This window comes from Paenibacillus sp. FSL K6-4396 (genome assembly GCF_038002525.1).
In the GTDB taxonomy this organism is placed as follows: Bacteria; Bacillota; Bacilli; order Paenibacillales; family Paenibacillaceae; genus Paenibacillus; species Paenibacillus amylolyticus_B.
In genome coordinates this window covers 3121161-3146670 of the sequence record NZ_JBBOCR010000001.1, presented here as the reverse complement: position 1 = coordinate 3146670, position 25510 = coordinate 3121161, and the positions used below count along the sequence as shown (strand labels likewise).

The window sequence follows — 25510 nt, the reverse complement described above, 5'->3', positions numbered from 1 at the left end:
ATTATTTTTAGTGAATGGATTAATGCATAGGACCTTGTTGTCCTGGCGTTGATCCTACTTTGACCCGTTTCACGAAGAGTGAAGTAATCAGACCGATAATCGACAGAACCAATGCGAATACAAACGCATTCTGTACACCTGACGTGAAACCTGCCAGTTGATTTTCTGGACTTTCCGGATTCGCCACTCCGCTCAAAAAGCGGGATTGTCCTGCGCTCAGTATACTTACCGCAACAGCCGTACCGATTGCTCCGGATACCTGTTGCAACGTATTCATGATGGCAGTACCGTGAGGATAATACTCACGTGGCAATTGGTTCAGACCATTCGTCTGTGCAGGCATCATAATCATCGAGATTCCGACCATCATGAACACATGCAGCGTAATAATTTTGGCCAGTGTCGTTGTTGGTGTAATCCCAGTGTACATGAAGAGTACAACCGTCACGACAGCCAGACCAATAATCACAAGCCACTTCGGACCGAATTTGTCAAACAGTCGGCCCATGACCGGAGACAGTAAACCATTTAGCAAACTACCCGGCAATAGAACCAGTCCGGCAGTTAACGCTGTAACGGCCATACCTTGTTGCAGATACATTGGCAGGATCAGCATGGATGACAGCATCATCATCATACAGATGAAAATCAGGATCAAGCCAATCGTAAACATCGGATATTTGAACGCTCGCAAATCCATCATTGGCTGTTTCATTCTCAACTGACGGATACTGAATAACAGTAAGGACAACACACCAATAACGAGAGTGGCAACAACGACCGGACTCGTCCAGCCTCCGCCAGTTTCCCCGTGTCCTCCTGCACTACTGAAGCCGTATACGATACCACCAAAACCAAGGGTAGAAAGGATAATGGACAGTACGTCAATTTTGGGCTTGGTCAATTTCGAAATATTCGGCAAGAACAACAAGCCGCATACCAGTGAGATCAGGAAGAACGGCAAGGAGATCCAGAAGATCCAGTGCCAGCTCAGATTAGCCAGAATCAGACCGGAGATACTCGGACCGCTTGCTGGTGCAAACATGATAACCAAACCAATCAATCCCATGGCCGCTCCACGTTTTTCAATCGGGAAAATAACCAATATGGTGTTAAACATCAGTGGCAACAATAGCGCTGTACCTATCGCCTGTAGTACCCGTGCCACCAACAGAATTTCGAAACTAGGTGCAAGTGCAGCAACAAATGTTCCTGCAATGGAGAAAATCAGGGACGTTGTGAACAGCTGTCTGGTTGTAAACCATTGCAACAGCATACCGGATACCGGCACCAGGATTCCCAACACAAGCAAGTAACCTGTGGTTAACCATTGAATCGTTGTAGGTCCAACTTCAAGCAGACCCATAAGTGGTGTCAAAGCCACGTTTAATGCCGTTTCACCAAACAGACCTATAAAGCCGCTCAGCAGCATTGCGAACAAAATCGGAAATACCTTGTATTGCTTCGTTTCTTGTTGATTCTGTGCAGAATCAGCCTTCATGGAAACCTCCACGATCCCATCCTCCTCAAACGTATCAAACTTTCTTTTTCTCTGTCTCTTGCTATAACTTATTGAATCTGTTTGGCGTTCTTCGTCACAACCGACAAATACTCAGCAGCCGTCAGCAGAGGCTGTTTATCTTGATTTGTCAGGCTGATAATCAGTGCTCCCTCCATCAAAGAAATGATCAGAAGTGCCGTCTCCCGCGCCTTCTCTTCACCAACGCCATCCAGAATCAGATGTTTCTTAATGACATCCTGCCAATCTGCAAATACACCCTGACATGCAATACGCAACTGCTGGCTAATACACGAAGTCTCCACAGCTGCCCAGAAGCTGAATGGCAGAAATCCGGTAAACCCTGCCGCTTCTGTTTCATGAGCCAAATCATGAATAAATCTCTGAATGGCATCCCCCGTATTGTCGTGGGCTGCAAATGTTTTCTCAAATGTCTGCAAGATTTGTTCATTGGCTTTTTGAATACACTCGTGCGCGAGCTCTTCCTTGCCTTGCGGGAAATAATGATACAACGACCCTTTCGGCGTACTACTCTCTTTGATGATCTGATTCAGACCGGTCGCATGATATCCTTGTGAAAAAAACAGTCTCGCTGCTGTGCTGACAATGGACTCTCTAGCATTAGACTTTTCACTCAACGAAAGCCACTTCCTTCAAATAATTATAACAATCGGTCTATATAATTAAACCCGCTCAGATCGGTGCTGTCAATCATAATATTTCACTTTTAATTTGAAAGCATTTTCATATGAGAGGCATCATAACATCCTCTTTTTTTAATTATTACCTTTTATACATTTCATTCTGAGAAAGTAGGGAACTTTTCCCTGTCTTCGAATACACATACATCAATGCTGAATCACACTTAGTTTCGATTTTTGAGAAAAGGAGTGAGAAACTTGGCAATCCTGCTAACTGGCCCTATTGATAATAGCCCCGTGAATGGGGTAAGGCCAACTCAGATTGTTTCCATTAAAGTTGAAAATCAGAGTGTCGTAAACGCCGCAACTATACTTGTCCAAGGATATTCATTAATTACAAACAGAGCTCTATATGTAAGTGAGCAATTCACAATCTTACCCGGTGCAGTAGCTACACGAACTTATTTTGCTGATCTTAACAGTTTCGAATACGTTATTACCGTTACAGGAGCAACCCCTGAGGACATTTTGGTTTCTTTTTGGGGGAAAAACACTGCCGGCTCTTTGGTTGCTGCTCACCGACTCGTTTATTCCGAATTATTTGGCAGTGAGAATTTTAATGGAGCTACCGGGGCTACAGGAGCTACAGGCGTTACAGGAGTCACTGGCTCCACCGGAGCTACCGGGACAACAGGCGCTACCGGACTTACAGGGGTGACGGGTGCCACGGGTCTTACAGGCGCGATAGGTGCCAGTGGCAATACGGGCACGACGGGTGCCACGGGCGTGACAGGTCCTACCGGGAGTACAGGTCCTACCGGAGCTACAGGTATTACCGGCTCTACAGGCGATACAGGAGTCACGGGCATTACAGGATTTACAGGAGCTACGGGCATCACTGGAGTAACTGGGACTACAGGTGCCACGGGTGACACTGGCGTGACAGGTCCTACCGGGGCTACAGGCATTACCGGATCCACTGGACTTACCGGAATCACAGGCGCGACAGGAACTACAGGTCCCACGGGTGACACTGGTGCGACAGGTCCTACCGGGGCAACGGGCATTACCGGATCCACTGGACTCACCGGAGTCACAGGCGCGACAGGAACCACAGGTCCTACGGGTGACACTGGCGCGACAGGTCCTACCGGGGCTACAGGTATCACCGGATCCACAGGACTTACTGGAGTCACAGGCGCGACAGGAACCACAGGTCCTACGGGTGACACTGGACCCTCTGGCGGTCCGGAGGGCCCTACCGGAGCGACAGGTGCAACGGGGGCTACAGGCAATACAGGTGCCACTGGAGCAACTGGCCTCGCTGGAGCGACAGGTGTTACTGGCACCACGGGTGCAACGGGGGCGACGGGTACAGTACAGCCCAGTCCCTTTGATGTATATGTTTTGCAAGGTGCAGTGGGCGGAAATGGAACACAGGCCAGTCCTTTTGGAACGATTCAACAAGGTGTAACCGCGGTATCTCCAACAGGAACCGTTCATATTCTTGGTGGCACATACCCAATAATTGCGAACATTACCATTAATAAAGCAGGAATAACTTTAAAAGGCTATCCTAGTACAATCATCCTGTTACAAGCTGCCGTTATCCCTTTCACTATCATTGGAAGCGGAGTAACTGTAGACGGATTAACGATCACTAGTGATAACCCTTATGCTGTTGAATTTATTCAATTAGGCGGAACCAATCATACCGTAATAAATAATACGATATTCGGTCCTCCTCAAGCTGGCCCTTCTTCAGGTTGGGTTGTCAATCGTGGTCTCGTGACCCAGACTGGAAATATGACTGGCTTGCTTGTACAAAATAATATTTTTTATTCCTTACGTCAGCCAGCCTACTTTAACCCTAATACGACTGGAGAAGTTATTAGCAATGTTGTTTATAATACCCGAGGATTTGTTAATGACCGGGCCGTCATGGTCTTCTCTGGGAATTCATGGGGCAGTCCGGTCAATGCGGTGGATATTGCACTGCTCGTAGGTACAATAACAGGTCCCCCTTTCGATCCGATTTCCGCCCTGAGCGCCAACAACAGTACGGCAACGATTCAGGATTCCAGATAAAAATCATTACTCGTTCTTACAAAGCTCCTAATCAAAACAGCCGCCGATTTGGATGTGGAACTCCAGATCGAACGGCTGTTTTTGGATGAGTAGAGCATTATTCCATTATTAATTAATAGGTTACATAACCTCCGTAGGTCACGGTCCATGTATAACCTGTCTGACCATCAACGGATTGTAGTCTAAGTTGTCCCCGATATGGATCAACATTATAACTTGCTGTCATCGGAATATCACCAAGCGTTGGAAATTGAGACTTAGGTAGAATGGTCTGCCAAGTTATATACTTTTGTGCGTAAGGTACTACTTGTGTACTTTCTGGTAAAGAAGTTGAGAGGGTTCAACCGTTCGTTTACCTGCCCACACGTCTTGCACGTAGCGTCCTTCCGCCTGAAGCTGAATGAGCCAGTTTTTCGCTTGCTGCATCGTTGCTCCCTGCACCTCCTGATATGATTGCTGTAAAGCCTCTTCTACCGCAGGAGCCATCTGGCTTCCATCCCCGCATACGTAGAGTTTTCCTTTGTTCATCAGCATGTGAATCAACTGTTCGGAATCCTCCTTCATCAGATGCTGTACATACGTTTTGGGCTTGCCATCCGCACGAGAAAAAGCAGTGTGTAACTTAACAATGCCTTCTCGTTCGTATTGTTCTAGCTCCTGACGATAGATGAAGTCTGAATCATTCCTGCACCCAAAGAACAAATGCGCCTCACTCAGTGGCATACCTCTCTGTTTCATGACCGCTCTCGACTGGAGGAAACCTCTGAATGGTGCAACCCCCGTCCCCGGTCCCACCATGATCATGGGAACATCAGCCTCTTCCGATAGAACAAATTCGGATTCCGGCGTCCGTACAAACATCAGTATACGTTCTCCGTATTGGCAATTGGCGAGGTATGATGAAGCAACGCCAAGGTATATGCCCTTTCCACTCCATGCAGGCTCTTTTACTACCGATACGGTTATGCTCGCTTGCTCGGTATTCAGGCTTGGCGAGCTGGATATTGAATAATATCTGGGCTTAAGCGGAGGCAATAGTTCAATGAATTTTTCAAAAGGTAACTCACACGCTTCATATTTTTCTAACAGGTCCAACATGGTGATTCGATGGGCAAGAATATAATCCCTATAGCTGTTTTCGTCCAACATGCCTTCCAGTTCACGCTTATGAGGGGGGCATACCGTATGATTAGCCAACTCCTGCAACTGTGTTCTGGTAACAGGTGTTTGCAGTTCCACACATTGAGTGAGCAACTCTTGTACCTTGACGGGACGGTTCAGGGGAAGATGTGTAAGGTGTGTCGTGTCCGAAGTTAATTGAACGTGGACATCTCCACTTAATCCGAACCGACTCAGAACCCGGTCCACATTCTGCGGCTGATTGCTAGGCAACACGCCGAGATGATCGCCTTCTCTATAAGTCATACCTTTAGGAAGCAACACCTCAATGTGACGTGTGCTTCTCCCACTTCCCATCTCCTGAAGCTCTTTATTAACTAATACCGTGGCATAGCTGGCATCATATGTTTGTGTAAGTGGCATATCCGTTTTCTCACGGACAATCTCCATTTGAAGTCTGCTTGTGCTTGATATGGAGGGCTTCACGACTTCCGCGTTGATCCCCAAAGCATTCAACACCTGAGGCCACAACATATGCTGCCACGCCTCGAGTTGTTTCTCCATATCACCTCCGGCATCGGCTTCACCGCGGGATAACAGTCTTTTACCCCCCAATTCTTCAAGCTTCTCATCTATCAATCGAGGAATGCTCTGGTACGTTCCAGACCAACTCCGATCTCCACAGCCCAGAACTGCATAGTTTACATCCCTTGTTTCCTCTGACTCTGCTCCCTTCAACCAGTCTACAAATGCCGTAGCATTTTGCGGAGGTTTACCGTTATACGAAGCAGTGACGATGAGAACGACACCTTGGCGAGGTATGCGGCCAACCCACTCATTCAGAGTGGCTGCTTCAATTGGGATTCCATAAGAACGGCCTTTCTCCACAAGCTCTCGGGCAATGCCTTCTGCCGTTCCCAGATTGGAACCATATAACACCAGGAGCGAAGGGTTACCATCCGTTTCAACGGCCAGGATTTCTCCCCTCTGGCTGTCACTTGTTATATTTTTATGAACAACAGGAGCAGATTTTTCTTCCACGGATACGGTAGACTTATTCATCTTTTGTGACACCTTGCGCTCTTTCACCTGGATCTGGAAGTCTCCCGGCTTCAACGTTAGTGTCTGTTTGACATCCAACTCATAGTTGCTATAATCGATCAAGTCAAAATGTTTGAGGACCATGCCAAGCACAAGTGTTGCTTCATATAAAGCAAACTGCATGCCGATACACGCTCTCTCCCCATTACCAAAAGGTCTATACGCATGATGAGGAACTTTCGCCGTATCTTCAAATCGCTCCGGACGGAAAAGCTCCGCATCCTCTCCCCATGCCTCTCTATCACGGTGTAGCTGAGGCATGAGAATACTGCAGCTTTCCCCTTTCTTCAAGGGATATTTGCCACCTATGACGGTGTCTTCTTTGGCATATACGTCAAATCCCGGGGCTGTTGGCCATAGACGCAGCGATTCACTGAGAATCATGCGAATATAGGAAAGCTGAAGAATTTCCTCGTACTGTGGTGATTCACTGACCAATATCTGATCCACCTCGTCATACGCCTTTTGAAGCGATTCCGGATTTTTCAGTAGAAAGTAAAGAGCAAAAGATAATAGACCACTCGTGGTTTCATGTCCGGCAATAAGAAAAGTAATAATCTGATAACGGATGTTCTCATCATCCAGCATATCTCCAGTCTCTGGATCTTTGCCATTCAGCATACGAGCGAGCAAGTCAACCTCTTCGGGTGCTGAACTCGCTTTACGTTCCTCTATAATTTGATCTACCAGAGAGAACATCGTCTGAATATCGTCCTGGAACTGTCGTTTGGTTTTCACCATAAGCAGATTCTGAATTTTCAAACGTGAGCTCTTCTGCATCGCTTCATTTAATGCCCTAACCATACTTTCAATAAAAGGACTGTGGTCCTGTCTGTAAAAACTGTTAAACCGATAATTGAATCCACATAATCCAATGGTATCCAACGTAAGGCGTGTCATATCATCCGCAACATCAATCGTATCGTTGGAATTGAGACGTGCCCATTTGTTGATCAACTGTTCGGCAATATCAACCATCATGGGATGATAACCTTTCATGGCCTGTTTGCTGAAGGTGGGAAGCAGAATGTTATGGGCCTTTTTCCAATTGGGCTCCGATGTTCTGCTTGTAAATAAACCATCGCCTCCAAAGGCACGTACATTTTCGAGTTCATTGTATACATATTTGTCAAAACGGGACACATCACATAACTCAGCAACAAGATCTGGTCCAGATACGATTAAACCGGAATAACCGGGAACGGTAAGTCGATATATTGGTCCATGCTGTTCAGCCAGGACACCTAGCGACAGCGTTGGTTTATCTTTATCTATCAAAGGCAAATTGCCAAGTGGTCCATACATTTTGGGCTGTGGAATGTAAGTTGCATCACTCATGATGATCACCTCTTAACTGTACGCCGTGGAGCAAGGTATTCGTTAGCCATATGATAGCTGTTCTGCTTTCATTCATAAGTGATCTCTCCTTTAATGATTTTATAAATGATAGATAATTGTATCATTTGATAATACAATAAACCAATTTTAAATTAATATCAAATTTTCTTCTAGCTGTATTACTTTCATTTGAATTATTCAACATTTAGGTTGAATAACAACAAATAGAGGATTGCATATGCAATCCCCTACTGTATGAACCAATGACGCTATGATTCTATGACGCTTATTAATTTAATCTAACGATGAGTTGGCTCATCCCACTTCTCGAAATTCAATTCATTATTAATGCTTACCGCAGACAATGCCCCCAGAGACGCAGCCGTGATTGCCTGATACATCTCGGATGCTGCATCACCAGCACTGTAAACACCCGCTACGGATGTTTTGCCGGAAGCATCAACGATAACCGTCCCCGACTCTGTAATTTCACAACCGATGGCCTTTGGCAGTTCTGATCCGGTAAACAGTTTTGGTTGGAAGAAGACTCCTGTGCATGGAATCGCTATACCGTCATTTAGTACAACTTGCTGTACCATCCCTTCTTCAGAGTTAATGGATTGAATCGGTGCATCGAATACAGTAACATTATGCCGCTTCAGCTCTTCACGCTGCTCATCGGTTAAGGAATCTGATCCATTCGTACAGATCGTATATTGTGTTGTCCAGCCGGATATGACTTTTGCCATATGTAATGCCTTATCTCCACTAACGATGATGACCAGCGATTGGTCTCTTAACTCCCATCCATCACAATATGGACACACAAACGCACTTTTACCGTAAACCTCTGTTAATCCGTTAATATCCAAAGGAAGGTCTTTCTTACCTACCGCAAACAAAATCTTTCTCGTGCGATAACTTGCCCCCTGAGTAGTCTTGATTACAAAATCACCATCGTTACCTGTTATCGCTGTTGCCGTATCGGATGCAAATTGAACTGAGGGATACGCTGCAATCTGTTCTTTGGCTGCTTTGCGGAATTCACGTGGACTAGCCCCATCTCTTGTCACAAACCCATGCGTCTCCCTTGTTACCCAGTTTCGCGGTGTCTCATCATCGATGACCACAACGTTCTTACGGGCCCTGCCGAGTACTAGGGCTGCATTAAGCCCCGCTGGTCCTCCACCAATAATAAGTACATCCAAGAGTTGATTCATATTAATCACCCTTTCCAGACATTTAATATCTCTAATTAAGTTTTAAAAATAACCTCCGCTCTCTCTTAAGAAAGTAATATCGGAGATTTACAAGAACACATCAAAACAAGACTATTAAAGATATCTTATATCCACAATAAACAAAACCTAACTATTTTGCAACATATATCTTTAACTACCTTCTTCAATCCAGCCTGTGTGAGTTGAATAAAAGATTATTTACACTTACACTACAATGACAGAACAAACTTTAAATCACTTTTATACCTGGATTTTTGGATTCTCTCCTGTAACACAGAAATAATTATTTAACAATTAAAAACAACCTTGTTTTTAAATTGTTCACAATCAAATGACATTATTTTAAATACTAAAACGTTAATTAAATCACATAGTGTATTGAATGGTATAATAGCGACATAATATACAAGTATAGATATAGGAAGTGAGTTCTTGAAAACATTGAATAATGGTTCACAGACCAATATCAGCCTGGAGTATAGCTCGATTCCGAAAGTATTCTTCGATACGATTAAAATCGGAATCATCAAGTCCAACCTGATCGCCATGTTTGCGGGTTTAAGTTTGGCTTTATATGTATTTGATGCTTCAATCTTAGCTAATATTGTACCAATCATCCTTTCCTTTATTGGATCTTCTCTCATTATTGGAGCTGCAGGGGTGTTTAACAACTTGTATGATCGTGATATTGATGCGATCATGGAACGTACGAAGAAACGCCCTACCGTTACGGGTCGCGTAGATACCAAGTCGGGTCTGATTCTCGGTATTGCCATCACCATCATCGGGGGCATCATGTTGTACATCGCTTCCCCATCCGCTGCTGTATTTGGTATTTTGGGTCTGTTGCTTTACGTGTTCCCTTACACGATGTGGACCAAACGTACAACGATCTACAACACGGAAGTGGGAAGTCTTTCGGGTGCTGTGCCTCCACTCATCGGTTGGGCAGCCATTTCACCGGAACTGGGTCATTTCGAGATCTGGGCATTGGTTGTTACGATGCTCTTATGGCAAATGCCTCACTTCTACGGGATTGCGATTCGTCGTTTTGACGAATACAAAGCTGCTGGTGTTCCCATGCTACCCGTTGTTAAAGGCATCAGACGGACATACATTCAGACAAATGTGTATCTGGTACTGTTACTGATCTCCAGCTTTTTATTCTGGCCGATGAGTCCATTTGTCGCTATTGTGGCATTTCTGGTTAGCTTGGCCTGGCTCATTCTCAGTGTGGCTACCTTTGATAAGAAAGAAACAGAGAAATGGTCCAAACGGATGTTTATCTTCTCCATTAACCATATCACTATTATCTTCCTGGTCATCATTGCGTATTCCTTGATTGCTCAAATGATGAGATAAAAATATTCCATCTTACCACTCGTTATAACGATAAAAGCCTTACAGACTGTACTCTACCAAGGAGTCGTCTGTAAGGCTTTTTTGCTTTGTTATTATCTTTTCTAAATTTTTAAAGCTATCCGACTTTGGCTGGGGTTTGCTCCCCTTGCCACAGTAACTGCATCTCTTCATTGGTGGCAAGCAATTCGGCCAAACTTCCCTCGGCTTCAATGCGTCCATCTTTCATCACGATAATGTGATCTGCTTTGGAAAGTGCTGCCCTGCGGTGAGAAACTGCGATGCAGGTGACATCCGGCTCTTGGAACAGCCCTTCCCATACTTGTTGTTCTGTCTCCACATCCAGTGCACTGGACAGGTCATCAAAGATAAACAGGTCCGCCTCCGTCATTAACATGCGTCCTGTGGCCGCGCGCTGAATCTGCCCGCCTGACAGCATCACCCCTCTGGGACCAACCGGGGTCTCAAGCCCCTGATCCAGATGTTTGATATCCTTCTCCATCACAGCCAGACGAATGGCTTTTTCAAGGGCTTGCTCGGAGTTACCCTGTTTGCCCTGGACGATATTTTCTTTCAACGTATCACTAAACAGTCTTGGCACTTGCGGGGTATACGCTGCTCTAGGCGGCATCAGGAACGTTGCTGGATCAACAGCTGCTCCATTCCAGTGAATGTCCCCTTTTTGCTTGGGTAACAGTCCAAGAAGTGTGCGTACAAGCGTTGATTTACCTGACCCGATCCGTCCCGTAATAACAAGAAATTGTCCACGTTTCAGACGGAAACTGATTTCTTCTATGCCATTTACAGAATTCGGATATTGATAAGTCAGCTTATTCACCTCAAGAGATTGCAACTTCTCCTTAGGGTCCCTCTGTTCACTTACAAGCTCCGGCGGATCTTCATACAGATAGATTTCCCTCGAATCCATGATCTGATCTTCTTCCCCTGGACGGAATAGCTTACGCATACGATCATAGGATACCTTGAGCCTTTTGTGCTGAAACACCATATAACCAAACAGTGAAATGCTAAATCCGATATTGGCCAGATAGCTGGTGAATAAGGCAAAATCACCTACGGTAAAGTTCCCTGCTTTCATCTCAGCTGCACACATCAGTAGAATCAATCCGGTACAGATACTTAGAACATGCTGATTCATCGATCTCATCCACTGCTTAAACAGATTGTCCCGGAGTGCAGCCTGACGACGATCCTCATTCAACTGGTTAAAACGTGAAGAGACATTCTCTTCGGCCTGACCCAGTTTCAGGGCTTGCACTGCTCCAAACGTTTCCGCAATAAAACTGGTAATTCGCCCAGTCGCTTCACGATTAACCTGTGCATACTTTCGAGCCCGATTTCCGGACAGGTTGTTGAGTAAGGTCACGACCACCAATGGCAGCACGGCAACCATTGTGATCTGCCAATTAATGTTCGCCATAATGACGATGGACACAATAGCGAATACAAGTCGTCCCCAGAAGTCCACCCATGATTCTACATACTCGACGACTTCATCGACATCATCCCGAAAGCGACTCATCGCCTCCCCTGGTGAAGCCGGAAGATTACGTCCAGGCCAGCGCATGATCGCTGCGAGCATGTTGGTTCGTAAAATCGCCTGAACATGATACAGATACGTAACCCATGCATAGAAGGCTACAAAAAATGTACCCACCCGTGCCATTCGGACCAAAGCAATAAAGATAAGCGGCACAGCAAGCCACATGTAGTCATTTGACCCCACTGTTGTGCGATCAAAAAACCATTGCATTCCAATACCAATGGCTAGCGGCAAGGAGTGAAATATACACCATAACAATCCGTTGATTACAAATAACAAAGGCCTGAATCGAAACAAACGGCCTATAAATCCTGCTACAGTCATGCCAATTCCTCCTCTCGGCCTGTAATGAGCAGTCTGGCATAATGAGATGCCGGGTTACTAGCAAGTTCTTCTCTCGCTCCAAATTCTAGTATCTTGCCATCTCCGAGCACCATAATCCGGTCCACTTTCTCGAGTGTAGCTAATCGGTGAGCAATAATAACTCCGGTGGATTGTTTCATTAACTGGTCAATTGCAGATTGCAGCATGCTTTCAGTCGCAGCATCCAGACGTGACGAAGGCTCATCTAGAATAACCAGACTTGGTTCGGTCAGGAATACGCGGGTTAAGGCAAATAACTGTGCTTCCCCTGCCGACAATGAAGCTCCACCTGCTGCCAGATACGTATCGAGTCCTTCTGGTTGTGAATTAATCCACTGGCTAAGCCCAAGGCGATCCGTCGTTTCCTTGATCATATGATCTGATACATCCCCATTGAAGAGGGTAAGATTGTCACGCAGCGTGCCATCAAACAACTGCACATCCTGTGTTACCATACCCACTCGGCGATAGAGCGCTTGTAATGTAAGCTTCGTGATATCCGTTCCACCTACACGGATCGTCCCCCGATCCAGATTGTACAGGCGGAGTAGAACACGACTAAGACTCGATTTGCCGCTACCTGTGCGACCGATGATTCCCAGACGTTCTCCAGGTTTAATGGCAAAATTAATGTCCTGCAATACCGGTTTATCCTGGTTATAGCTGAAATGTACCTGATTGAATTCCAATCCAAGCGGTCCTTCAGGCAATTGCTCCTCTATCCCCTCTTCAATCACACTCTGCATGGACAACAGCTCTCTGGAGCGCAGCATGCCTGATTTTGCTTTTTGGAACTCCTGCACCTGATCTCCAAGCATCTCAATCGGATCATTCAGCATCTGCGTATATTGGTAGATCAGAAATAACGTTCCGATACTAATTAGACCTTCCATATAATAATGCACACCCAGCAAAAGCACCGCAGTGACCGCCAGAGCGAACAGAACCACTGTGGTATTCCACGGAATAACCCGTAGCAGCCAGGCTTTTCTCCCCTTACGGAATACCGTGCGCATCGTGCGGTAAAAGCGGTTCATCACATACGGCACATGACCATTCGCTTGCACATCTTCAATCCCGGCGATGCGTTCTTCAATTAATCCGAACAGAGAGGCACTTGCCGCCCGTTCATTTTTGGAAGAGTCCACGCCCAGATTTCGGATGAAGACCATGAACAGGATCGATAATAATGTGAACACGGTCATCACCAAAGCAATGGGCACATTGACACTGAACATGAATCCGAGAATTCCGGCCAGCAGCACAAAACTCCCGATCACTTGCACGATGAACATCGCGAAAAAATTGGAGATGCTCGTTACGTCACCATCCACACGTTCAATCATCTCTCCAGGTGTTTTCACATTATGAAAACGCATATCAAGACGCAGGCAGTGCTTCAGCAAATCTCCGCGCAGTTGATTCGTGGCCCGCCAGGCCACGTCGTTCCCCAGATAACTGACCGCTACCGTGATGAGTTGATTAAACACGGCAACAACCAGAAATATTCCTGCGAGCTGAACAAGATTGGTGAGGACTCCCCCACTTGCTGCTGTATCGATAAATCGTTTGATAATCTGTGGATTCAAAAGCTGAAGCCCCGTTGATGTGAGCAACATGATTAAAAGCAAGGCCAGCCGTCCTTTAACGGGTTTCAGATAACGCAGCAGCCATGACATGGAGCCTTTCTCTGTTTTGGGCACAGGTCCCACCTCTTTATCGGTTTATTTAATTGTTCTTGCCTATTCATATTTATTGATGATCTTAACGATAGCAAATTTGCGATCACTAGGATGAGTCATACATAAAAACATTAAAATCGGTATTTCCCGCCCATAATTGATATGTAGAACGTAAGTTGATCATTGTACATTCTCCTTTTTAACATGTTAGTTTTTTATAAAATAACGCTCCTAACCCTCCTCTCTATGTGAACAAATTGGGTGGAATGCATGCAAAAAAGCCATAGATGAACTAATGTTCATCTACAGCTTGTAGCCAAAAGAGATCGAATGAAATGCAAAGCATTTCCCGTATCTCCTCTGCATCGCAATAATGATGAGCGTCCACGACAGAGGTGCACAAACATGACTGTCCCAACGCGATCATTGCAAAAAATTGGATTAATGTCACTATGCTCATGCGTATTCAGTTATCGATTTGAAGTCTGTATAGGCATAAACATAATCATCATCCCACCCGTTTCACATATTTGTTGTTTATTGTATTCGCTGGTTTAACATTCGTCAAGATAATTTTAACTGAATTGTTATTTAATTCATGTCATTAATCTTTCAATTCTCGCTACATACTTAATGATGTAGGCTCTGTTTGCTTCTCTCTAACAACAAGACGTCTATGTGCGATCAGAAGAAAAGGTACTCCCAGAGCAGTCGTCAGCGCAATCGGTACAAAGACAGCGAGTCCATTCTCCGCTCCAAATTGACTTAACAACACCCCTCCCATGACAGGAGCAATGACACTACCAATATTATTGAAGCCGATGGTACCGAAATACGTTCCTTTCCATTCCGGCTTCGCAATTCGGTCGATGAGCATATCCATCATCGTGAACAACAATACTTCCCCAATGGTAAATAGTATGACACTCATCATCATCATGAGTACACCTTCAGCGATTCCGACCATCATCAGACTGGTTGCGACCAGCAGATTACCCACAATCAGAGGAACAAGCGGTGGAAAGTTTCGGAATGTTCGCACAAGAGGATACTGAATAATCAGTACCGTCACGGCATTCAGGGACAGCATGTACGAGAACATCTGGCTTCCATTTTCAAAGATCGGGCTCCTCGCCAAGTACTGTGCCAACGTAGAACTAAAGTGTCCGTAACCCAGAACACAGAATGTGGTACCGATCAATACCGGCAGAAATACCCGGTCGCGACCGGTGGTCATAAGTGCTTCACGCAAACGTGGTGCAGTTGCCTGATGACGCTCTGGCAGATTGGCATGCTGTAACTTGAATTGCAGAAATAATACAAGTCCATAGGCTATGTATACCAATCCGGAAATCACAAACGGAAACGTTGATTCAGATGATCCCAGCTGAAATCCGATAATTGGCCCAAAGACTACACCGAGATTAATTGCAGCATATCTGAGGTTAAACACCAGCAATTTGTTCTCCGGAGAAGTAATATCCGATAACAGCGCTCTGGAGGTGGGCTCAAATACTGCGCGGCATAATCCGTTTAACGTATTGGCAACAAAGAACACCCATAGATGCTCTGCTGCTGAAAAAATGAAAAAAACACCTGCCCAGCTAAATACCGAGATTAACATCACGATTTTGCGACCGATCCGGTCCGAAATATAACCGCCATAAAAGCTGACCATTACACCTGCCAGCGAGCTAACGGCCACAGTAATACCGGTCTGGGTCGGTGTAGCCTCTAGTACACGTGTCAGATAGATGGAAAGAAACGGGATACTCATTGACGTGACAAGACGTCCAAACATGGTTCCGATAATGATGGTCCATGCCAAGGGGTGAATTTGCCTCAAATATTGCTTCATGCGAACTTCTCCTATTCATTCTAGATGCTTCCTAAGCGGACTTTTTGAACAACTTCTACTAATGTATAATTGTAAGGATAAAAGGGGGAAGTAAAAGTGTAAACATATGATCACACTTTTCACCTTTAATAGAGGAGTTATGCACATGGATACCCTACATACACACTTTATAAGGCTCGCCGGGGCCGAACAACTTTCGTTCAAGCTCCATGAACCTGTAGCGGTAACAATTGATAGCCTGTCCGCTGCCTTGTGCTGCACCCCTCGTAATGTGAAGTTCATCATTAGAAAATTGGAGGAGCAAGGCTTCATCCACTGGCAACCCGGGCGTGGTCGTGGGCACCATTCGGAGTTAACGTTACTGCGTAGCATGAATGATGCGCTGGAAGCCAGTTTTACCGAACTTCTCGCTAAAGGCAAAATGAAAGATGCCATTGAACTCATCGGAACCATTCAGATGCATGATTCACTGCGAGAACAGCTCATGCTCTCCCTCCATCAACAGATGGGATTTCACAGCCACGAGGAAACTTCCTCAGGTCAGGATATCCTGCGCATTATGAGGTCTCGCCAGTTAGGTGATCTGGACCCAGCCTTTGTTTATACTGCATTTGAAACCTATCTGCTGAGCCAGGTCTGTAATACGTTGATCACTTATAATGCCAAGATGGAATCATTCCGGCCAGCATTGGCTCATATGTGGGAGTGTAGTGAGGACCATCGATTGTGGACCTTCTATCTCAGGAAAGGTGTACGTTTTCACAACGGTCGTGTCATGACGTCCCGGGATGTCCAAGCGACGTTGCAACGATTGATAGATGTGAATAGTCCGTCCATCTGGTTGTACCGGGATATCGAACGTGCGGAAGTAGCTGGCGATTACTGTATCAAGTTTGTTCTTCGTCGTCCTAATCGGTTCTTCTTGCATCTGTTCAGTTGTATTCGAATGACAATCCTGCCCTACGATTACAATGTAGCCAATACCTTAATAGGTACCGGTCCTTTTCAGATCTCTGAGCTGAATGAAGATGTGTTGGAACTTACCGCATTTGATGCCTATTACGGCATCCGGCCACATCTGGATCAAGTTCATTTCTGGTTTGTGACTGACCTGAGTCCGAATGATCGCTATTATGAGCTACCAGGTACTGATCGATTGAGTCTCACAACAGGCTGTGAACAGACCAACAGCATCAATTATCCGGCGCTGGGTTGTCAGTATATGCTGTTTAATTTTCACAAGGAAGGCATCCATCATCATCCCCTATTTCGACAAGCCCTGCGTATCGTCTATGATCCGGTCGCGCTTGTCAGAGATCTCGGTGGCAATCGGATCACACCAGCCAGCAGCTTCCTTCCCTGGAGAAGTGCAGCCCAAGACTGGACAGCCGTTTCTCTTGACCATGCTCGTGAATTGCTGCATAGCTGTGGGTACCGGGGTGAGACGATAACTTTATCGTATAAGCATAATAAGGACGCAGACGTTGCGGAGTGGTTCCAATGTCGTGCGCAGTCCATCGGAATGAACATCAGCATGCACGCCGTTGTGGATTATTTCAACTCAGAGGAAACCACGAACGCCCAATTGATCTTGGCTGAAGAGATACTGGAGGAAGATTGGCAGTACGGCATGATTCATTTTTTCAAAAACCTGTCCAATCATTTTCATATGTGTATGTCCCCTGTATTCCAGTCTCAACTGGATGACAAACTGGATCATTTCGCAACGCTTCATCGGGCAGACCGCACAGCGCTCCTGGATGAAGCTGAAGGCTTGCTACGTGAACACTGCTGGATCTTGCATGGCTGTCACATGAACAAGCAGGCTGAACTGGATCAGAGCATCTTCGGCATGCAGATAGCAGAATTCGGATATATGGACATCTCCCAATTGTGGATCAAAAATCCTTAGGGATATATGTGCACAGACGCATCTGTGGGATACAGGGCTGAACAAAATCATGGATCGGCAAAAAAGCCGCTAGCCTATTTACGATAAGCTAACGGCTCTATTGCCGATCCATTTTGAGTGCACTTAGAGATTATATTTGGTGTAATAGGTCTCCAATACCTGCATAATGGACTCGATTTTAATCGGTTTGCTGACATACGCATCCATGCCTGCCTTCAAACAGTTCTCCATGTCTCCTCTTACGGCATTTGCAGTTACCGCAATAATGTATGGACAACTCTCGGGGGGCAAAGAATTTTTAATCAATTTTGTCGCTTCAAATCCATTAAGCCTTGGCATATGCACATCCATGAAGACAATATCATATGAATTGTGTTTGACCGCCTCGACTGCCTCAACACCATCCACCACATGATCCACGAAGTGCCCTTTTTTCTCAACAATTCTGCTAAGGACGAGCTTATTCACCTCATTGTCTTCTGCGATTAATATTCGCAAGGCTGAAGTTCTGCTCTTCTTCTGCTGTTGATCTAACCTGTTGCTCTCTTCACCGTTATTTAATTTGAATTGGGCAGTAAATATAAATATTGTACCCGGTTCATCCGACTCCTCAATCCAGATATTTCCATGCATAAGCTCTACCAGTTTCTTGCTAATGGCAAGGCCAAGACCCGTACCTTGGGGTTTGCGGGTCATAAAATTCTCCAGTTGGTAGAAAGGTTCAAATAATTGTTGTTTCCTCTCAGCGGGAATCCCAATGCCCGAATCCTTTACCTGAAAATAAAGCTGCACGGTATTGCCCTGCTGCTCCTTAACACCCACTTTAACTTCCACGCCGCCTTCTGAAGTGAATTTGACCGCGTTGCCAATGATATTGGTAAGTACCTGTTTAAGACGATAAGCATCACCATACACTGGAGTTGGAATAGCGTCTTCTACGCACATACGAACATCCAGCTTCTTTTCACGAGCCAGTGGTTTTACGATTTGCACCGTCTCGGTCACGATTTCTACGGAATCAAAAGGATCTTCGACCAGATCGGTTTTGCCTGACTCGATTTTGGAAAAATCAAGAATATCATTAATGATGGCCAGCAAGGAATCTCCACTCTTCTGAATGATTTCAATATATTCCTTTTGTTCCCCGCTAAGTCCAGGAGTATCCAAGAGCAAATCCGTCATCCCAATTACACCGTTCATAGGTGTACGGATTTCATGACTCATCATCGCCAAAAATTCACTTTTGGCCTTATTCATTCTCTCCGCTGTCTCTTTGGCTACAAGCAGTTTTTTCTGCTCTGTAATATCCTTCGCAATCAGGTAAAACCCGACATTGGATTTATTAACAATGATTGGAGCAAGTGTAGCCAAGACTTCTGTCTCAAAGCCATCCGTGTGCCGAACAACGTTGATCTCCTTCTCAGCCATCTCATAATTACTGCCCAGAATCAGACCCAGATTAACAGCTCCGATAAATCTGCTTATGCTTGTGCCGATCATTTCAGCCACGGGACAGCCCGTCATTTTCACCGCTACTGGATTCGCATTCATAATATTACCATCCATGTTAAACGAGATAATGGCGTCATGATTGTATTTCTTAAGCGAAGTGTATCGCTCCACAGATTCCTGCAATTTAAATTCGATACGTTTGCGTTCAGTAATATCCTGTAGTGTTCCGTTTAGCTGGACTGGCTGACCATTCTCATCGAGCGTAACTAACCCGCGTAAGTGAAGATACTTCTCACTTCCATTCGTGCTAATGTGCTTGTACTCGAAATCTAGCGCTTTCCCTTGTTTTACCCATTCCATTTGTTCGTATAAGGAGGCTTTATCCGCGGGATTAATCACATTAGCTATATCACTTGCACGATATGATTTTCGTGTACGTTCGAATTCAAGAATCTCAAAAATCTGATCTGAAAGAGCGATCTGGTCATTGACCATATCCCATTCCCAACTGCCAATTAAGGCGATGCGTTCAGCCTCTGCACTGATGTCTTTATGTTTTTTTCGTTCGGATACATCTCGTCCAATTGAAAAAATCTGCATTCCATGCTCAGCATCACCAAAGACCTTGTATGTGGTTTCAAACCACAGATAATGCCCATCTTTATGACGGACCCTAGTATTCAACAGATTACCCTTGGTCAAGTCCATCTGTGAAATCCGTTCCAGATCTTGTGGATGAAAATATGCATCATTATTTTGGCCAATTACTTGTTCTGGCGAATAACCCAGTAAACCTTGAACGGAGGGTGAGCAGAATCGACAAACACCCTCCTGATCGGCAATATAGATGATCTCCTGAGCATGATCTGTAATAAGTTTGAACATCTCTTCACTATGCAGAAGCTTTTGTTCAGACATTTTGCGGTCAGTAATATCAACAATATGGCAAATAAAGTAAATAGGTTCATCCGTAATTTCGCTACGAACTAATGTAACATGCAATGACGTCCATAAGATGTCACCATTTTTATTGATGTAACGCTTTTCGTATTGATTTTCTTTTATTTTACCTTCAAATAACTCGTAACTACAGATCATATCTTGCGGTGAATCATCCGGATGTGTAATATCCTGATACGTGAGATCCATTAATTCATCACTTGTATAACCTAGCAAACAGCAAAAAGCAGGATTCACTTTCATCCATTGTCCTGTTGGAGCAACGAGTGCAATTCCAATAGGTGCTTGGTTGTAGATCTGCTCGAACAATTCATGATGATCGACCTTTTGAACCTGCATTGTAAGTTCTCCTTTTGGCATAGACTCCATGTAAAGTTTGTCGAAAACTAAATTTTTACTGATATCAGATGTTCTATAAAATATAGTCAGTTTTAAAACAACAGTATCTGCTTAATACCCAAAATTTCAGGAGTTGAAACAAATATTTTCAAGAATTTTGTGTCTACAAATTCAAACAAGGCCTGGAATCCATTCATATGGAATCCTGACCTTTGTCAGTATATATCATTATAAGTCATATGCAATAATGAATCGCTAGAAAAATGGATTAGCGCTCACGACCAACAAGATAATCCAATAAATGTCTCAAAAATGAAATCGGTTTTCGCATCTCGTTCAATGCATCTGTAGCAAGACAATAATGCTCCCACATCGCTTTCTTCGCGCCTTCATCACCCAGAATAGACACAAAGGTTGAATTGTTGTTCCGCTCATCCTGACCTGCAGGTTTCCCAAGAATGAGGTAATTTCCCTCGAAATCCAGCAAGTCGTCCTTGATCTGGAAGGCGATCCCCGCATGATAAGCGAACTTTTTCAGCGTAGCCATCTCCGGTTCCTTCACTTGGGCAAGTATCGCTGGCATGACCAGGGCAGCTTCAAAGGCAATGCCTGTTTTGTAAAAACAGATCATGTTCAACTGCTCCAACGTTAATGCCTTGCCTTTGGAGTTCAGATCCATCGCCTGCCCCATACACATATCCTCTGCTTTTTCAGCCGAATACTGAATGAGTCTGAGCACGGTCGCCGCATCGAAACGATCCAATGAGGATTGCTCTCCTATCGCCTTCTGAATGAGAAACAGACCCGTAAGCTCTGCTGTGGCGCTATTGTGTACCTGATGCAGTGTGGAACGTCCACGCCTTGTCGAAGCATTATCCTGCGTAGGCAGATCATCAAAGATCAGGGAAGCGGTATGCATGTACTCCAGCGATCGTAGCAGCGGAACAATAGACGATTCGGGTAGGCCATACTCGCGCACGCCCATAACCCAGGTTAATATAGGGCGTAACCTCTTTCCGTCTCCCTGCAAGCTATAATTGGCTGCATCGATCAGCGTTTCTTTCATCTCATGAAGTCCACCGGGCTTCGCAATCTGCAACTCCACATTAATCTGTTCGCGAACTGTTCGAATGGTCTGCTTGAACTCCTCTTTCTCCTGCTTGTCATTTTTCAATTGAAGCACGACCTGATCCCGTAACAATTTATCAAGGAAATCAACGTCATCTGCTTTTCGCACCATCTGTTGAACCAGTTGATTGAATTCAGGCTGCCCAGAGGTAAAGATCGACATCACTTCATCATATTTCTGCTGCCCCAACCGTTCTTTACAACGCTTCAGACCGTTAATGGCACGATCCAGTATGACCTCGCGGGTCTTGGCGTCCGAGTTATATACATCATGGATTAGATGAGAGATGACTGCCCAATACAATTCATATGGATTAATCAAGTCGGGACGCAAATCTCGATACTTCAAATAGTACGTATACGGAGTTACTGCCCCTTCTTCCATATCGTCAAACATATCGGCAAAATCATCGGACAACTGATTATATATCCCGTAATAGAACGTCCGCAGATCAAATCCTTCATCCACTGGTGCACTGAGAACAGACCGGACGATTAATCGGGAAGACGAAGATTTGATAATAATCGGAATGTACAATTCTTCATTGGTATAATTCGCATTGGCTAATTTCTTATTGCGATCGATCTCCTGGGACTGAAAGAACACATAGGATTGCTCTAAAAACGTGCGCTGTTTCTCTGGATGCTGATAGTTCTTGATGTACTCAAATGCTTCCCGAAGCTCGGAATGCACATATTCAATCACTTCAAGGTTACTGCCTTTCCACTCTCCCAGATCAGGTACAACCCCGGTAAGAAGTGCTTCGCGTATCATCAGTGAATATTGTTCTTTTTCCTGAACAGTCAAGGCTTGAGAATCCAGCAGGTCATCCACAAATGGATACGTCAAACCGTATGAATAACCGAGTCTGATCGCCGCATCAAATCTTCGGGCCCGTTCCTCAGGTGGGGTCTGCTCGTTCATCTCATCGTCCACATGAAGAACCACGCCGAGAATAATTTTGATAAGCTTCCGCTGCGCCTGCTCTGCATCCAGCTCCTTCGGAATGTTGGATGCTACATTCTTTAATTTGTTCATCACCCAGATGACAGCCGTTTCAATGTGCTCCTTCTGTCCCCACCGGTACAACGCAGCCAGACTGATATAATCGGGCTGTCCTCTGCGCCCAGTGGCAGAGCCCATAAAGTATTTTTTGGTATTCTGGACAACGTGCTGAATTCGGGCTTGCGTATCCGGAGAATCAAGGGCTTGCCCCAGATCTCGCATATAAATATATGAGATACTCCGATCCAGGTAATCATCAAGCTTTCCAGTCGTATTCAGCCAGTGGATATATCTATGAACATCCCGGGGATCCGGTTTTCTTTTGCTAGGTGATAACAGAGAAAGCCAGGAAAAACGATGAATATGTTTTTTTTGCCATACATGAATATCTTGGGTAAGTGCTGTCGTATACGTATGATCCATAAGTTGCTGCCTAAGAGAAGTAAAATACTGAGATGCTTTCTGCTCAGCTAGCCGATATCCTGCATCAGCCTGTTCTGTAAGTACGTTATTCATAGGGTGGATACCTCAAATTCTATTAATGTTAAACATGTATCCATGAAAGGAGATGAGGTGCTCCATGGACGAAAACTGAACTCATTTGATCGTGTATCCAACGCTTCAGCTCATGTTCATAACCTTTATACGGCGATCCAACCGTTTGGTTACGAAATCGTCATTGTTCATTCCCATATATGTGATTTTACAGAATGGATGACCAGACTTTGACCGCTGTGATGGCGATAAGTACGATTAATGCATATCGAAGTACCCTCACATTGATCATCGAACTAACCCGTGAACCAAGGGATGCCCCGAGCAAACTGCCGATCACCGTATAGATGATGGGTTCCATCGGAATGTCTCCACCCGTAATTTTCCCTATAACGCCGCCAATAGCGGAGATAAATACAATCGCCAGTGAAGAAGCAATCGTCGTTCGTACGGGGATGTTGAGAATCGTCAGCATGATGGGAATAAGGATAAAGGCACCACCCGCACCAACAATTCCTGATACAATGCCTACTGCAAAAGCAGTGCCTGCTGCAATCCATCGATTAAACACCAGTGGTGCTGAGGTATCAAGCTTTCCTTTTCCGGGAATCAGCATAAGCACAATCGCCATGATCGCCAGAATGCCATAGATCAGATTAATAACCCTTCCGTCCAGATGACCGGATATGAACCCGCCGATCAGACTGCCAGCAAGAATGCTGGAGCCCATGTACAGCACCAAACCGCGGTGAACGATCGCCCCACCACTTCTACCCGTCTTTACTTTTCTGCGGAATGCAACCACACCGGCAAGTGAAGCGAAAAACACTTGAAACATACTGATCGAAGATACCTGATGTGCTGAGAATGGCTCCAGTCCCATCCAGGATGGAACATATAACAGCAGCGGATAATTGATAATGGCCCCACCAATACCCAACAAACCGGAGAAGAATGAACCGACCAGACCCAGTATAAACATGATGACAAAAAGCAGAAGATCCATCGGTTATGCGCTTCCTTTCGTGCAATATAAATCTCATTTCGATACCACTCAAAAGTGCTATACAAGGCGAATATTATCCGTTATAATGAAAACCAAGTAAATTAATCCGAAATGAGTGATTAAGCATGTTTAACGTGTTGAAGACTCTTTTTGAAAATAAATGTCCACAGTGCAACGAAAAATTACAAGTTCATAACGATGCGTTATGTTCGACCAAAACCTGTTCTCAATGTCATTACAAAGAAGAGAGTTATGGGTCTCTCGGAGTTCGAATTGTATATGACACCACAAAATGATAAAAAGCTATAGCCTTGTTAATTGTATCACGATCTCTGAAATTTCGGGATGATTCGACAAACTTATTTCCATCTCACATGCTACGATTACTTTATAATGAAAATACAAAAACGGTGCAAAACGAATAAATCGTTCTGCACCGTTTTTTTCTGTTTTTTGAGATGAGTTGCCTTGATTATAAAAGGGTACTTATTTGGTTTTGAAGCTGAGGAAACCATCATCTACGGCTACGGTTGTACCGTTCACTGCGCTTGCTGCATCACTGAACAGGAATGTAACCACACTGGCTACTTTCTCCGGTTGAATAAGCTCTCCACGCATATGTTGAGTAGCAAGCGCATCCTTCATGGCTTGGTCATCACCCAGAATCGGTGTTTCGATAAAGCCAGGTGCTACACCAACGACACGAATTCCATGCTCAGCAAGTTCCAATGCACCGGATTTGGACATCATAACAACAGCAGCCTTGGCTGCGTTGTAGTTGAAGCTGCCTACTGCAGCAACACTTCCATAGATCGAAGCTGTATTTACAATAGTACCTTGTACATTTAATTCAACCATTTTTTTCGCGCCATAATACATACCGTAGTATACACTGTGCTGATCTACATCAATGACTCTGTGATAGGATTCCGGGTCCATCTCCAGAAATGGCTTCACAAGTCCAATGCCTGCGTTATTGAAAATACCGCTTAACGTACCATATTGCTCTACGGTCCAGTCGATCAGGGCTTTGATCTCGTCCCCTTTGGATACATCCACTTTGTACGCGCCCGCTGTTCCGCCTGCTGCTTCAATCTCTGCCGCAAGCTTCTTCGCTCCGTCTTCATTATAGTCAGCGACCACAATAGTCGCACCTTGATCCGAAAGTTGAAGTGCTGTCTCTTTACCAATACCACTTGCTCCACCTGTAATAATGATTACTTTTCCATTGTGCTCCGTCATGATTTAGTTCTCCTTTGGTAAAATATTTTTATAACTTATAGTAAGTAACTATACTTTATTAACTTATATGCTTATCATACGCCTCTGTCCCAACCTT

General features: G+C 44.9%; 14 protein-coding genes. 3 read left to right on the top strand and 11 right to left on the bottom strand.

The features are described 5' to 3' along the window. Positions 1–19 precede the first annotated feature (19 nt). Complete coding sequence (locus tag MHB85_RS13710) at positions 20–1501, bottom strand: DHA2 family efflux MFS transporter permease subunit (RefSeq protein WP_091017707.1); 1482 nt, start codon at positions 1499–1501, stop codon at positions 20–22. Between the two features lie 68 nt (positions 1502–1569). Beyond that, entirely contained in the window at positions 1570–2157 is a 588-nt protein-coding gene (locus MHB85_RS13705; RefSeq protein WP_074094904.1) for a TetR/AcrR family transcriptional regulator, read from the bottom strand. 261 nt (positions 2158–2418) lie between these two features. On the opposite strand from MHB85_RS13705, the gene MHB85_RS13700 reads away from it, so the two are divergent. Then, on the top strand, positions 2419–4248 hold the full coding sequence (locus MHB85_RS13700; RefSeq protein ID WP_341073078.1) for a collagen-like triple helix repeat-containing protein: 1830 nt from the start codon (positions 2419–2421) through the stop codon (positions 4246–4248). Between the two features lie 303 nt (positions 4249–4551). Here the strand turns inward: MHB85_RS13700 and MHB85_RS13695 are convergent, their stop codons facing one another. Next, complete coding sequence (locus MHB85_RS13695) at positions 4552–7806, bottom strand: bifunctional cytochrome P450/NADPH--P450 reductase (protein WP_341073077.1); 3255 nt, start codon at positions 7804–7806, stop codon at positions 4552–4554. 299 nt (positions 7807–8105) lie between these two features. Then, a complete protein-coding gene (locus tag MHB85_RS13690; RefSeq protein ID WP_192131791.1) occupies positions 8106–9026 on the bottom strand; it encodes an NAD(P)/FAD-dependent oxidoreductase in 921 nt (306 codons plus the stop codon). A 453-nt stretch (positions 9027–9479) separates the two neighbouring features. On the opposite strand from MHB85_RS13690, the gene cyoE reads away from it, so the two are divergent. Continuing rightward, the gene (gene cyoE / locus MHB85_RS13685; protein WP_036608378.1) at positions 9480–10409 is read left to right on the top strand and encodes a heme o synthase; all 930 of its coding nucleotides are present in this window, start codon (positions 9480–9482) and stop codon (positions 10407–10409) included. Between the two features lie 115 nt (positions 10410–10524). On the opposite strand, the gene MHB85_RS13680 is transcribed toward cyoE, so the two are convergent. The 3 genes from MHB85_RS13680 to MHB85_RS13670 form a co-directional block, all read right to left on the bottom strand. Continuing rightward, positions 10525–12294 carry an ABC transporter ATP-binding protein gene (locus MHB85_RS13680; RefSeq protein WP_192131793.1) on the bottom strand — a complete coding sequence of 590 codons (1770 nt, stop codon included), beginning with the start codon at positions 12292–12294 and terminating at the stop codon, positions 10525–10527. Further along, entirely contained in the window at positions 12291–14036 is a 1746-nt protein-coding gene (locus tag MHB85_RS13675) for an ABC transporter ATP-binding protein (protein WP_341073076.1), read from the bottom strand. The genes MHB85_RS13680 and MHB85_RS13675 overlap by 4 nt, the downstream gene beginning before the upstream one ends. 601 nt (positions 14037–14637) lie before the next feature. Then, complete coding sequence (locus MHB85_RS13670) at positions 14638–15873, bottom strand: MDR family MFS transporter (RefSeq protein ID WP_341073074.1); 1236 nt, start codon at positions 15871–15873, stop codon at positions 14638–14640. A 145-nt stretch (positions 15874–16018) separates the two neighbouring features. On the opposite strand from MHB85_RS13670, the gene MHB85_RS13665 reads away from it, so the two are divergent. After that, the gene (locus MHB85_RS13665; protein WP_192131799.1) at positions 16019–17785 is read left to right on the top strand and encodes an ABC transporter substrate-binding protein; all 1767 of its coding nucleotides are present in this window, start codon (positions 16019–16021) and stop codon (positions 17783–17785) included. A gap of 123 nt (positions 17786–17908) precedes the next feature. Here MHB85_RS13665 and MHB85_RS13660 read toward each other — a convergent pair whose 3' ends face one another. The 4 genes from MHB85_RS13660 to MHB85_RS13645 form a co-directional block, all read right to left on the bottom strand. Further along, positions 17909–20536: a PAS domain S-box protein gene (locus MHB85_RS13660; RefSeq protein WP_181155389.1), complete on the bottom strand. Its 2628-nt coding sequence runs from the start codon at positions 20534–20536 to the stop codon at positions 17909–17911. A gap of 268 nt (positions 20537–20804) precedes the next feature. Further along, the gene (locus tag MHB85_RS13655) at positions 20805–23186 is read right to left on the bottom strand and encodes a polyprenyl synthetase family protein (RefSeq protein ID WP_341073073.1); all 2382 of its coding nucleotides are present in this window, start codon (positions 23184–23186) and stop codon (positions 20805–20807) included. 187 nt (positions 23187–23373) lie between these two features. Continuing rightward, positions 23374–24171, bottom strand: a complete 798-nt coding sequence (locus MHB85_RS13650; protein ID WP_091016659.1) for a sulfite exporter TauE/SafE family protein — start codon at positions 24169–24171, stop codon at positions 23374–23376. Positions 24172–24657: 486 nt separating this feature from the next. Beyond that, entirely contained in the window at positions 24658–25413 is a 756-nt protein-coding gene (locus MHB85_RS13645) for an SDR family NAD(P)-dependent oxidoreductase (RefSeq protein ID WP_076211740.1), read from the bottom strand. Positions 25414–25510: the final 97 nt, after the last annotated feature.

Excerpts from the sequence above, each read along its gene's own strand:
- MHB85_RS13695 (WP_341073077.1), bottom strand. The coding sequence starts at position 7,806 with ATGAGTGATGCAACTTACATTCCACAGCCCAAAATGTATGGACCACTT.
- MHB85_RS13650 (WP_091016659.1), bottom strand. The coding sequence starts at position 24,171 with ATGGATCTTCTGCTTTTTGTCATCATGTTTATACTGGGTCTGGTCGGT.
- MHB85_RS13660 (WP_181155389.1), bottom strand. The coding sequence starts at position 20,536 with ATGCAGGTTCAAAAGGTCGATCATCATGAATTGTTCGAGCAGATCTAC.
- MHB85_RS13655 (WP_341073073.1), bottom strand. The coding sequence starts at position 23,186 with ATGAATAACGTACTTACAGAACAGGCTGATGCAGGATATCGGCTAGCT.
- MHB85_RS13670 (WP_341073074.1), bottom strand. The coding sequence starts at position 15,873 with ATGAAGCAATATTTGAGGCAAATTCACCCCTTGGCATGGACCATCATT.
- MHB85_RS13690 (WP_192131791.1), bottom strand. The coding sequence starts at position 9,026 with ATGAATCAACTCTTGGATGTACTTATTATTGGTGGAGGACCAGCGGGG.
- MHB85_RS13710 (WP_091017707.1), bottom strand. The coding sequence starts at position 1,501 with ATGAAGGCTGATTCTGCACAGAATCAACAAGAAACGAAGCAATACAAG.
- MHB85_RS13665 (WP_192131799.1), top strand. The coding sequence starts at position 16,019 with ATGGATACCCTACATACACACTTTATAAGGCTCGCCGGGGCCGAACAA.
- MHB85_RS13680 (WP_192131793.1), bottom strand. The coding sequence starts at position 12,294 with ATGACTGTAGCAGGATTTATAGGCCGTTTGTTTCGATTCAGGCCTTTG.
- MHB85_RS13645 (WP_076211740.1), bottom strand. The coding sequence starts at position 25,413 with ATGACGGAGCACAATGGAAAAGTAATCATTATTACAGGTGGAGCAAGT.